This is a genomic window from Candidatus Kurthia intestinigallinarum (assembly GCF_003991225.1).
Taxonomy (GTDB): Bacteria; Bacillota; Bacilli; order Bacillales_A; family Planococcaceae; genus Kurthia; species Kurthia populi.
The window spans coordinates 26,022-38,138 of record NZ_JTFC01000006.1; the positions used below are offsets into that span (position 1 = coordinate 26,022).

A 12,117-nucleotide genomic window follows, 5' to 3' on the forward strand; every position below is an offset into this window, starting at 1 on the left:
ATGGCATCAACTAATTATGAAACAGTCGTTGGTTTAGAAGTACACGTTGAGTTAAAAACGAAATCTAAAATTTTCTCTCCATCTCCTAACCAATTCGGCTCTGAACCAAATACAAACACATCTGTAATCGACTTAGGTTACCCAGGTGTTTTACCAGTTGTAAACAAAGAAGTAGTAAACTACGCAATGCGCGCAGCACTAGCTCTTAACATGGACATCAACCAACATACAAAATTCGACCGTAAAAACTATTTCTACCCTGATAATCCGAAAGCTTACCAAATTTCACAATTTGATAAACCAATCGGTGAAAACGGCTGGTTAGAAATCGAAGTAAACGGTGAGAAAAAACGTATCGGTATCACGCGTATCCACATGGAAGAAGATGCTGGTAAATTAACGCATGGTGCAAACTCATCATTAGTCGATTACAACCGTCAAGGTACGCCTTTAGTTGAAATCGTATCTGAGCCAGATATCCGTACACCGGAAGAAGCGTATGCATACCTTGAAAAACTAAAAGCAATCATCCAATACACAGGCGTTTCAGACGTACGTATGGAAGAGGGTTCTCTACGTTGTGATGCCAACATCTCAATCCGTCCTTACGGTCAAGATGAATTCGGTACACGTACAGAACTTAAAAACTTAAACTCATTCAACTTTGTTCGTAAAGGGATTGAGTATGAAGCACAACGTCAAGAAGCGGTATTAAACGCTGGTGGCGAAATCAAGCAAGAAACTCGTCGTTTCGATGAGAAAACAGGTAAAACAATTCTTATGCGTGTCAAAGAAGGTACGGACGATTACCGTTACTTCCCAGAACCTGACTTAGTAGACATCGTAATCGATGATGCATGGTTAGAACAAGAACGCGCTATGATTCCTGAATTACCAGATGCTCGTCAAGCACGCTACGTAGCAGAAATGGGCTTACCAGCTTATGATGCCGGCGTATTAACACTTTCTAAAGAAATGGCTGACTTCTTTGAAGGCACAGTTTCTGAAGGTGCAGATGCGAAACTTGCTTCTAACTGGTTAATGGGTGAAGTAAGTGCATACCTAAATGCAGAACAAAAAGAATTACATGATACGGCATTAACACCAGCTGGCCTTGCTAGCATGATTAAATTAATTTCTGACGGTACGATTTCTTCTAAAATTGCGAAGAAAGTATTTAAAGAATTAATCGAAAACGGTGGCGATGCGAAGAAAATCGTTGAAGAAAAAGGGTTAGTTCAAATCTCTGATGCAGGCGCGCTTGTACCAATGATTACGGAAATCCTTGATAACAACGAACAATCTATCATCGACTTCAAAAACGGTAAAGATCGTGCGATTGGCTTCTTAGTTGGTCAAATTATGAAAGCTACTCGCGGTAAAGCCAACCCACAAATGGTTAATAAAATCTTATTAGAAGAAATCCAAAAACGATAATAAGTGTTGAACACACTTGTTCAGCACTGAAGGGCATTTTGATTTCCTGACAAGTGACGTTTTTCGTCACGTCGGAAGGAAAGAAATGACCCGAAGTGCTAGTGTGTGAAACCGGATAGACTACTCAGGATGAGTAGTCGGCAAGCGTTGCCGTCAGGACGACGGCGAACTTAGCTTGACTTCCTTGCAGTGTTGAACACACTTGTTTTTGAAAGATAGATGACATGTTAGAGGACCATCTATCCTTATGACGGCATGAAATCAATGATTTCTCTAGTACTCGATGGCCGGAATTTTACCATCAAAATGCGTCTAAAAAGCCCACAATCTCATTTGAGACTGTGGGCTTTTTTCTATTCTGTTTATGCAGTTTTACGACTACGTAGGACAAGCACAGTGCCGTAGATTGCGGCAATAAATGAAATGATCGCGATAACATAATAAAATGTTGTACCACCGAAGTCATTGTACATAATTCCTCCGATATAGGAGGAAATAATGCCGGATACACCGAAGAATAGGAGCGCGAGAACGGTTTGTCCTGTCGAACGCCATTCACGAGGCATAATACGGTATAAATACTGAATCGCCGCAGTATAGTATACAGGGAATGTCAGCATTTGAAGTACTTGTAGCATGACAATCATTTTTGGGTCATCAATAAAGCCCGTTAGGAAAAAGCGTAGGGCATAGAAGAAAATCGCTGCAGTAATTAATTGCAGCTCCTTGCCTTGCTTGAGCCACATATAGCTTAGCGCAAAGACGACAATCTCACTTGCACCAGAAATAAAGAAGGCGATGCCGACTAGATTATTGGCGCCACCAAGCGTCGTAATATGAATTCCTAAAAACGTATCGTTCATTCGTGCAGGAATCGAGCTAATAAAAATTAATACTAAAAATAAAATCATTTCTTTGTTTGTTAAAACTTGTTTTAAGCTACTTAGCGTTACAGGTGCAGACGATGCCGGGACGTCTGGAATATTCCACACGATGGCAAAGCAGATAATGCCGATGACGACAAATGATAAGCCAATTACACCCATGCCAAACCAATCTGTTAAATAACCGATAACCAGTGATAACACCGCATAGCCTAGAGAACCATATGTCCGGACGGAACCATAACTGATACCATTCGTCTCAGTTGTAGTGAACGTTAATGATTCCGTTAATGGATCAAGTGGCATTAAGAAGAAATAGACGAACATTGCTAGGAGTACAAGCAATAGGAAGCTATCCACCTGATATAAAAAGTAGCCAAAAACGGCTGTCATCGCGACAAGAATTAATAAGATTTTACGAACCGTTTTGAGCTTATCGCTAATCATGCCCCATAATGGTTGTGCGATGACAGTCACAATCCCGCCGAGCGCAATAATTAGACCGATTTCGCTCGTATTTAAGCCGGCAGATTGTAAATAGACCGGTAAAAATGGAATAAACATTGCCAGCATACCGAAGAATAAAAAATTATAGCCTTTTAAAAGAACTGTTGTTTTTTTCAAGCAGGTCACCATACCCTTTCAACAAATCATTGTACCGAACAAAAACCGTCATGTATACAGCATGCTTATATGCCGTGTGGAAATTTGTTATAATGAATAAAAATGACAAAGGGGGGTTCACAATGTTAAATGAACAACATTATTTTGAGCAGGGCGTCGATTTGGCTACGTATATGAGTAATATGGCAACACTTAAAAACGATAGTTACCGCGTCTACAATGCATTTGACTTACCAGAAGACCCTGAGTTTATCGAAGCAGTAAAACGAGCAAACATACATATTTTAGTCATCACAGAAGATTGGTGCGGCGATGCTATGATGAATAATGCCATCTTGCGTAATATCGCAGAAGCTGCCGAGCTCGATGTACGCTGTGTGATGCGCGATCAGTATATCGAATTAATGGACGCGTATTTGACGAATGGTAGTCGGTCGATTCCACTTTATTTATTTTTAAACGAAGCGGGAGAAGTTATCGGACAATGGGGGCCACGTGCACCAGAGCTACAGGCATTTGTTATGGCGAAATGGGCACTTTTACCACCAAAAACAGATGATGAATTTTCGATGAAACAGCGCGAATTATTTATGACACTAAGTGAAGAGTATGCATCGAATGAACAGTTTTGGCAGTATGTGTATGAGGATTTAAGGACGACTTTATTGAATATATTGTGAAGTGAAGTAGTAGATTTGCAGAAACAAAACATTTAGGTATAGAATGATAAAGATTGTTAAAAGGTCAGGCTGACTCTTTTTTGTGCACGTAGCAAGAAGTGGGGGCCTGTTTTCGTGATTTTGGACAGAATTTTTAGAAACAGGAAGGTACAGTTATGAAAAGAGCACGCATCATTTATAACCCAACATCAGGTCGAGAGTTATTTAAAAAACATTTGCCCGAAGTTCTACAAAAACTTGAAGTGGCAGGATATGAAACATCTTGTCACGCCACTACTTGTGCAGGAGACGCGACAGTTGCCGCCAAACATGCGGTAGAGCGCGGCTTTGATATTATTATTGCGGTTGGTGGCGATGGTACATTAAACGAAGTGGTTGCTGGCGTTAGTGAATTTGAGGAGCGCCCGAAACTAGGTCTTATTCCAATGGGCACGACAAATGACTTTGCACGTGCTGTGCATATTCCACGCGATATTAATGCCGCTGTCGATATTATTATTAAAGGCGATTCGATTCCAGTCGATGTCGGTGTGGCGAATGACCGTTACTTTATTAATATTGCCGCTGGTGGACGCATTACCGAACTAACATATGAAGTGCCAAGCAAGCTTAAAACGATGCTTGGACAGCTTGCCTATTACTTAAAAGGAATTGAAATGTTGCCGTCAGTAAAGGCTACAAAAATGCGCATTGAATACAATGACGAGGTATTTGACGACGATGCGATGATGTTCCTTATCGGTTTATCCAATTCAGTAGGTGGTTTTGAGAAACTTGCACCCGACGCAAGCATCAATGATGGACAGTTTACGGTATTTATTTTGAAAAAATGTAATATTGCCGAGTTCGTACGTCTTGTGACACTTGCTGTACGCGGGGAGCATTTAAAAGACCCGCATGTGATTTATACGAAAGCGGACCATGTAAAAGTATCATCGGATGCTCGTGTGTTAATCAACTTAGACGGTGAATATGGTGGCGATGCGCCGACAGAATTTAGAAACTTAAAACGTCATGTTGAGCTATTCGTACCGATTGATGAAATTCGTGAGCAAGACCGTGTACTTGAAATAGAAGAATAAAAAGCAGGAGGTATTCAACTGAGTTTGGATACCTCCTTTTTCATTGGGATTCGTGATACAATAGAGAAATTGAAATGGAGGAACGAATTGAATGACTGCACCAGTGAAAAAGAATGATCGATTAACTGTTTATATAGAAGATTTAACGCATGACGGAGCGGGCGTCGCGAAAGTAGATGGCTATCCATTATTTATCCAAGGCGCGCTACCGGATGAAACATGCGAGGTCCATGTGATGAAGACGCTTAAAAACTATGGCTTTGCGAAAGTAGTAGACATTACGGAGCCATCGCCAAATCGCGTAGAGCCACCATGTCCTGTATTTAACATGTGTGGCGGCTGTCAGCTTCAGCATTTATCTTACGAAGGTCAGCTTGAGTGGAAGCGCAAAATGGTCCGTGATGTCATGCAGCGTATCGCTAAAATCGACGTGCCTGTCCATCCAACGAAAGGGATGTCAGAGCCGTGGAACTACCGCAATAAAGCACAAATTCCATTTGGTATGAATGGAGATGTGCCAGTTGCAGGCTTTTACCGTACGAAATCACATGCGATTGTCGATACGAATCGCTGCTTAATCCAAACAGATGAGGCAGATGCGATTTTAGAAGGCTTAAAACCACAGCTTTGGGCACTTGGGCTAACACCATATAACGAAGAAACAAAGCAAGGGCAGCTGCGCCATGTTGTCGTACGTAAAGCGCGTGCTACAAATGAAGTAATGGTTGTACTTGTAACGAAAAAACGTAAATTCCCACAAAAGGATGTTGTCATTGAGGCCATCCGTAAATTAGTTCCAAATGTGAAATCAATTATGCAAAACGTCAATCCGAATAATACGAATGTCATTTTCGGTGACGACACCATTTGCCTATGGGGTGACACAACGATTGAGGACCATATTGGCGATGTACGCTTTGAAATTTCAGCGCGTTCATTCTATCAAGTGAACCCAATCCAAACGGAAGTATTATACAAGCAAGCACTTGATTATGCGGCGCTAACAGGCGAAGAAACAGTGATCGATGCTTACTGTGGTATCGGGACAATTTCATTATTCCTAGCGAAACAAGCGAAGCATGTAATGGGTGTAGAAATCGTGCCACAAGCCATTGAGGATGCGAAACGTAATGCCGCATTAAACGGCTTTACGAACACGTATTTTGAAGCTGGCCCAGCAGAGGAAGTCATCCCACGCTGGTTTAAAGAAGGCAAGGAAGCGGACGTCCTAATGGTCGATCCACCACGTAAAGGCTGCGACAATGCCTTACTTGAAACGATTTTAAGCGAGCGTCCAAAACGCATCGTCTACGTGTCATGTAACCCTGCAACACTTGCACGTGACCTACGCGTACTAGAAGACGGTGGCTACAAAACACAAGAAGTACAGCCAGTTGATATGTTCCCACACACAGCACACTGTGAAGCAGTTGCTTGGTTGGAATTGGCGTAAGATAAAAACCGCGTTAAATGTCTATTAGGCATTTAACGCGGTTTTTTTATGTCAATTAAATGAAGTGCTTGGCTAACCGTTGTAAGAAATGTTAAAGGACTGGCTACTATGCACTTCTAGAAGAGATGTAATCCTACGTGTATCATCATTTTTGAGTGATTTATGAATGTTTTTGAAAGAAATAATTATAAAAATGAATGTTTTTGAAAGAAAATTGATTGATTTTACAGAATATTTCGTTTAAAATCAAGTACAAATAAATAGAAGAGGTGAAGACCGTGAATTTTACAGAACGCCAACAGCAGATTTTAGCCTATTTAAGACAATATGGCTCTGCGTCTTTACAGCAACTCATGGAATTTACAAATTCGTCAGAGTCTTCGATACGCCGTGACTTAACAGAGCTTGATAAACAGCAGCTAATCGACCGCTTTCACGGAGGCGCGACTTTAAATCAGCCACTACTTAGTGAAAAAAGCTTATTAGAAAAGTCGGATGAATCATTAACTGAAAAACAAGAGATTATGAAGCTGGCCGCTCAGCATATTCGATATGGTGAATGCATTTATTTAGATGCAGGGTCGACGATTATTCACTTGATTCCACATATCGTCAATAAAAATGTTACCGTCGTCACAAATGGCTTAATGCATGTGCCGCTCTTAATGGAGCAAAATATTGAAACCGTTATCATTGGGGGTAAAGTGAAGGCGAAAACGCAGGCAGTCATTGGTGCCAAAGCAATCACACAGTTTCAGCAGTACTATTTTGACCGTGCCTTTATCGGAGCGAATGGCTTTTCAGAGCTACAAGGCTATACGACCGCTGACTCTGAGGAAGCGACGCTGAAGCAATTAGCTATTAAGCAGTCAAAACAGGCGTATATCGTAGCCGACCACTCTAAATTTGGCCTCAGTCAATTTGCTAAGTTTGGTGATTTAGAAGATGCTATTTTAATTACAAGTGGACTAACAGATGCGCAATACGAACAACTTGAGAAAAGGACGGAGGTGTTACGTGCGTGATTTATACATGTACTTTTTCACCAGCTATTGATTACACACCATATGTGGCGCGGTTTGAAACCGGAAAACTAAACCGCGCAACATCAGTAAATTATTTACCAGGTGGCAAAGGTATTAATGTTTCCCGCGTATTAACGACGCTTCATACAGCCTCAACCGCTTTAGGGTATGTGGGTGGCTTTACGGGTAATTATTTAACGCAGATGTTACATGAGCAACATATTCAAACAGATTTTATTCAAACGAATGACATGACACGAATTAACGTGAAAATTAAATCGGATGTAGAGACTGAATTAAATGGACCATCACCTACGATTACAACTGCTATGTATGAGCAACTGCTACATAAGATTGCGCTCTTAGAAAGCGATGATTGGTTCGTTTTATCAGGTACTGTACCGGAGGGCTTGGATTTAAAAGCATTGTTAGATATGCTTGCACAAAAAAATGTAAAGCTTGTCGCGGATATTGCAGGTCAAGTGCTACATGAAATCGCACCGTATAAACCGGTACTTGTGAAGCCAAATTTAGAAGAGCTTGGTGCACTTTTTGGGACGACATTGGTCACTGTAGAAGAGGCAATTCCTTATGCTAAACGACTTGTGGCATTAGGCGTCCAAAATGTTATTGTGTCACTCGGCGGTGCAGGCGCTTTATTTGTTAGTGAAGAGCAAGTATATTATGCGGCGGCACCAGTTGGAGAGGTTGTAAATACGGTGGGTGCAGGAGATTCTGTCGTTGCAGCGACGATTGCAACATATTGCCAAACTGAGGAATGGCTTAAAGCGTTTCAATATGGCGTTGCAGCCGGTAGTGCAACAGCATTTCAATTAGATTTATGTCAGGAGCAAGATATTTTAGATTTAGTCAATAAAGTAATTGTAAAAAAACTTTAAGGGGTGAGTTTTATGCGAATTACCGAATTATTAACAGCAAGTACGATTCAATTAAACGTACAAGCAACATCTAAGAATCAATTGATTGAAGAATTAGCACAAGTACTCGTGGATGCAGGTAAGGTGAGTGATCAAGAAACTTATATCGCAGATTTACAAGCGCGCGAGGCACAAAGCTCAACAGGAATTGGGGAAGGTATTGCCATTCCACACGCAAAATCAGCAGGTGTTGCAGTACCAGCTATCGCATTTGGTCGTCAGTTAGCAGGCATTGATTATGATTCCTTAGATGGTCAGCCAGCAAAGCTATTTTTTATGATTGCAGCAAATGATGGCGCAAATAACGATCATTTAGAAACGCTCTCAAAGCTTGCTACATTTCTAATGGATCCGCAATTTACAGAAAAAATGATGACTGCTTCGACGAAAGAGGAAATTTTAGCAGCAATTGAGGAAAAGGAAGGCGTAGATGTTGAAGAGCCAATGTCTAATGCACAAAGAGTACCTACAGCAGGTAAACATATTTTAGCGGTTACAGCTTGTCCGACTGGGATTGCGCATACCTTTATGGCAGCGGAAAAACTACAAACAACAGCTGCAGAGAAAAATGTATCTATTAAAGTAGAAACAAATGGTTCCGGCGGTGTGAAAAATCGGTTGACTGAGCAAGAAATTGCCGATGCAGATATCATCATTGTAGCAGCTGATACGAAAGTTGAAATGGCCCGTTTTAACGGTAAAAAGGTTATTCAAACGAAAGTAAGCAAAGCTATTTATGAAGTAGATGCGTTGCTCGATGCGGCAATTGCTGGAGAGGCACCAATTTATTCACATGATGGCGGTAGTGACGTGGAGGCACAAACAGAGGGGAAAAGTGGATTTCAATTTTATAAGCACTTAATGAATGGTGTTTCTAATATGCTACCATTTGTCGTTGGTGGAGGTATTTTAATTGCCCTTTCATTTTTTTGGGGTATTAATTCAGCAAATCCGGATGATCCTTCCTACAATGAATTTGCAGCAATGCTCAACACAATTGGGGGAGGAAATGCATTCTTCTTAATGGTACCTGTACTGGCCGGCTTTATCGCGATGAGTATTGCAGATCGTCCAGGTTTTGCACCTGGGATGGTTGGTGGCTTGCTAGCGATTACAGTGACGAATGATGCTGGTGCAAATTCAGGATTTTTAGGTGGTCTGCTAGCCGGTTTCTTAGCGGGATATATCGTATTAGGACTCAAAAAAATATTTGAAAAACTACCTTCACAGCTTGAAGGATTAAAGCCTGTCTTATTCTTCCCACTGTTTGGCATTGGGATAACAGGAATCATTATGATGCTCGTCAATCCACAATTGACGAAGTTATATACTGGATTGACAGGATTTCTAGAAGGATTAAGCGGTACAAATGTGCTGCTTCTTGGTTTGATTTTAGGTGGAATGATGGCCGTTGATATGGGTGGTCCTATTAATAAAGCAGCCTATACATTTGGGATTGCAATGTTATCGAGTGGCAATTTCAATATGATGGCTGCGGTAATGGCTGGTGGTATGGTGCCACCATTAGCAGTAGGGCTAGCAACAACGTTCTTTAAAAATCGCTTCACAAAGCAAGAACGCGAAGCAGGAAAAACAGCATATGTGCTTGGCGCTTGTTTTATCTCTGAAGGAGCTATTCCTTTTGCTGCCGCAGATCCGATTCGAGTTATTCCATCCTTCGTGCTAGGATCTGCAATAGCAGGTGCATTAACGATGCTATTTGATATCGCATTACGCGCGCCGCATGGTGGTATATTCGTTATGGGTCTTGTGGATGGAGGCTTACCAAAAGCACTTCTTTATTTATTAGCCATTTTAATTGGCTCCGCAGTATCAGCAGTATCGATTGGCTTGCTAAAGAAAAAAGTAACGATTCAAAAAAATACTTCTGTGCAGTAAATCATTATATAAGTGGTACGTATGAAAAGCAGCATGTTTGCACAATGCAAACATGCTGCTTTTCTACGTTGAATGCATTCCTCTGATACGTGTAAAACAATTGCCAATGAGGTCATTTTTTTAGAATATGACTATATTATCTCAAGTACTTCCAGTTTTTTAAGAAAAGATAAAAAGCAAATTGATAAGTGAAGATGTATGCGTTGAGGCTTTTTCATGTTTACATGCCATCTCTCAAAGGTATTGAATATGAATAAGGTTAAATACATTGAGAAGAGAGGTTTTCATAATGGATGTAAGGTTTCCAATAGGTGAATTGCAGGTTCCGGAGCATATTACGATGAATGAAGTAGAGCAGTGGTTAGCGGATATTTCGACGTATACGACACGTTTACGGGCAGTTGTCGATGGCTTGAGTGACGAGAAATTAAGCAAAACATATCGGGAAGGTGCGTGGAATGTGCGCCAGCTTGTGCATCATATTGCGGATTCTCAGCTCAATATGTATCAACGTTTAAAACTCGCACTAACAGATGACAATCCGACCGTACCATCATTTAATCAAGAAAAATGGGCAGTAGAGCCAGATACTGAACTACCCGTAGAAAGTTCTATTAAGATTCTTGAAGGACTAAATGAGCGTATTGTAGCACTTGGTCACACATTAAATGATGCACAATTGCAGCGTAAATTTACACATGCGGAAAATGGTGAGATTACGGTAGGGAAAAAAATCGCTAAATTAAGCTGGCATGAGAATCATCATTTAGCTCATATACGACTTGCACTTGAAAATTAAAAAATAAATGGGTATTGATGGATTTAAAGTAAAATGTGACTAAAAAAACGTTTGAAATAGCGAATTATTTTTAAAATGAGTAATAAATGTATTTTAGTCGAAAAAAATGCCATGAAGTAGAAGAAAATGCCTATATAGTTAGCGAAATATAAAAATGGCATTCGACAAAATGAGACAAATTCCGTATACTAGAAAACTAATAAAATAAGAAAAACTTATACAAGTATTAAAAAGGAGTTTGGCATGATTGTTGTAAATAAACCAAAATATAAAATATCAATTGATGAAGAGGCATGTGAAATAGTTGCTCAACTCAACGGTTTTTTTAAACAGCAAGTAGTGTTGGAGTATTTTGAGGATCTTGATGATGCAGCTGATAAAGTGGTCGTCGAAGACTACAAATTAATTATCGATGCAACGATGCAAGCTGCTCTTGCATCAGATGTCGTATCGGCATTAACATCAGCCCTCCTTTACTATCAGACTTTCGGATTTAAAGAAGTGGTTGTTGTCATGCCGATTTCGAAAATTTCGAGCGCACAAGTAGCAGAAGCATTGAAAGATGTTGATTTTAAAGGAACCGTTGTTTCGCCTACTATTCAAAAAAATGATTAGATGATAAAACAGGCATTGATAAGATGTCTGTTTTTCTTTCGTAAGGAATGCAAGCTTAGAGTGTGTTACAATAAGCTAGTTATGTAAAAAATAATCCTTCTTATAAATAAGATGTACAATAAAGGAGACCAATCATATGGTAACAAACGATTTATTAATTCGCCTGCGCTATGCATTAAATATTAAAAATAGCGATGTGGCTGAAATGTTCAAACTAGGTGGCGTACCATTAACGGCTTTAGACGTATCAAACATGCTTCAAAAGGTGAAAGATGACGAGCCGCGTCCAGAAAATTATAAAGTATGCACAAACGAAATGTTTGAAGCATTTTTAAATGGCTTAATCACAACAAAACGGGGTCCACAAGAGAAAAAACCAGGGCAAGAAGCGGTGAAATCTCAACGCGAACCAGCGAATAATATGTTGATTAAAAAAGTGAAAATCGCACTTCAAATGACAACAGAAGATGTGTTAGATGTTTTTTATGATGGTGGCATCAACGTATCAAAAGGCGAGCTTGGCGCGATTTTACGTAACCCAAGTCACCGTAACTATAAAGAATGTGGTGACAAATTCGCACGTAAATTCTTAAACGGCTTAACAGCACGTTATCGTAAATAAATAAAAAGAGACTGGGACAAAACACGTCATGTTCCTTTTTAGCTTTCCAAACGAAAAAC

At 40.2% G+C, this 12,117-nt stretch carries 11 protein-coding genes; 10 read left to right on the forward strand and 1 reads right to left on the reverse strand.

Annotated elements, in window-relative coordinates; all coding sequences use genetic code 11:
• Positions 1-1,437, forward strand: coding sequence for an Asp-tRNA(Asn)/Glu-tRNA(Gln) amidotransferase subunit GatB (gatB, locus tag QI30_RS01300; protein WP_126989145.1), 1,437 nt, complete (start codon positions 1-3; stop codon positions 1,435-1,437).
• A 362-nt stretch (positions 1,438-1,799) separates the two neighbouring features.
• Here the strand turns inward: gatB and QI30_RS01305 are convergent, their stop codons facing one another.
• Positions 1,800-2,954: an MFS transporter gene (locus tag QI30_RS01305; RefSeq protein ID WP_233600501.1), complete on the reverse strand. Its 1,155-nt coding sequence runs from the start codon at positions 2,952-2,954 to the stop codon at positions 1,800-1,802.
• 113 nt (positions 2,955-3,067) lie between these two features.
• Here QI30_RS01305 and QI30_RS01310 point away from each other — a divergent pair, with 113 nt between their 5' ends.
• The 9 genes from QI30_RS01310 to QI30_RS01350 all read left to right on the forward strand — a co-directional run bounded on the left by QI30_RS01310 (position 3,068) and on the right by QI30_RS01350 (position 12,058).
• Positions 3,068-3,625, forward strand: coding sequence for a thioredoxin family protein (locus tag QI30_RS01310; RefSeq protein WP_126989147.1), 558 nt, complete (start codon positions 3,068-3,070; stop codon positions 3,623-3,625).
• Positions 3,626-3,780: 155 nt separating this feature from the next.
• Positions 3,781-4,707, forward strand: a complete 927-nt coding sequence (locus QI30_RS01315; protein WP_126989148.1) for a diacylglycerol kinase — start codon at positions 3,781-3,783, stop codon at positions 4,705-4,707.
• A 91-nt stretch (positions 4,708-4,798) separates the two neighbouring features.
• Positions 4,799-6,160 carry a 23S rRNA (uracil(1939)-C(5))-methyltransferase RlmD gene (gene rlmD / locus QI30_RS01320; RefSeq protein WP_126989149.1) on the forward strand — a complete coding sequence of 454 codons (1,362 nt, stop codon included), beginning with the start codon at positions 4,799-4,801 and terminating at the stop codon, positions 6,158-6,160.
• Between the two features lie 278 nt (positions 6,161-6,438).
• The gene (locus QI30_RS01325) at positions 6,439-7,185 is read left to right on the forward strand and encodes a DeoR/GlpR family DNA-binding transcription regulator (protein WP_126989150.1); all 747 of its coding nucleotides are present in this window, start codon (positions 6,439-6,441) and stop codon (positions 7,183-7,185) included.
• Positions 7,182-8,084 carry a 1-phosphofructokinase gene (pfkB, locus tag QI30_RS01330; RefSeq protein WP_126989151.1) on the forward strand — a complete coding sequence of 301 codons (903 nt, stop codon included), beginning with the start codon at positions 7,182-7,184 and terminating at the stop codon, positions 8,082-8,084. The genes QI30_RS01325 and pfkB overlap by 4 nt, the downstream gene beginning before the upstream one ends.
• Positions 8,085-8,096: 12 nt before the next feature.
• On the forward strand, positions 8,097-10,022 hold the full coding sequence (locus QI30_RS01335) for a PTS fructose transporter subunit IIABC (protein WP_126989152.1): 1,926 nt from the start codon (positions 8,097-8,099) through the stop codon (positions 10,020-10,022).
• 289 nt (positions 10,023-10,311) lie between these two features.
• Entirely contained in the window at positions 10,312-10,821 is a 510-nt protein-coding gene (locus tag QI30_RS01340) for a YfiT family bacillithiol transferase (RefSeq protein WP_126989153.1), read from the forward strand.
• 243 nt (positions 10,822-11,064) lie between these two features.
• Entirely contained in the window at positions 11,065-11,436 is a 372-nt protein-coding gene (locus QI30_RS01345; protein ID WP_126989154.1) for a hypothetical protein, read from the forward strand.
• 136 nt (positions 11,437-11,572) lie between these two features.
• A complete protein-coding gene (locus QI30_RS01350) occupies positions 11,573-12,058 on the forward strand; it encodes a DUF1456 family protein (RefSeq protein WP_126989155.1) in 486 nt (161 codons plus the stop codon).
• Positions 12,059-12,117 lie beyond the last annotated feature (59 nt).

Bases quoted from the DNA above. Each gene is read 5' to 3' on its own strand.
- QI30_RS01350 (WP_126989155.1), top strand. From the start codon at position 11,573: ATGGTAACAAACGATTTATTAATTCGCCTGCGCTATGCATTAAATATT.
- QI30_RS01335 (WP_126989152.1), top strand. From the start codon at position 8,097: ATGCGAATTACCGAATTATTAACAGCAAGTACGATTCAATTAAACGTA.
- QI30_RS01315 (WP_126989148.1), top strand. From the start codon at position 3,781: ATGAAAAGAGCACGCATCATTTATAACCCAACATCAGGTCGAGAGTTA.
- gatB (WP_126989145.1), top strand. From the start codon at position 1: ATGGCATCAACTAATTATGAAACAGTCGTTGGTTTAGAAGTACACGTT.
- QI30_RS01340 (WP_126989153.1), top strand. From the start codon at position 10,312: ATGGATGTAAGGTTTCCAATAGGTGAATTGCAGGTTCCGGAGCATATT.
- QI30_RS01345 (WP_126989154.1), top strand. From the start codon at position 11,065: ATGATTGTTGTAAATAAACCAAAATATAAAATATCAATTGATGAAGAG.
- QI30_RS01310 (WP_126989147.1), top strand. From the start codon at position 3,068: ATGTTAAATGAACAACATTATTTTGAGCAGGGCGTCGATTTGGCTACG.
- rlmD (WP_126989149.1), top strand. From the start codon at position 4,799: ATGACTGCACCAGTGAAAAAGAATGATCGATTAACTGTTTATATAGAA.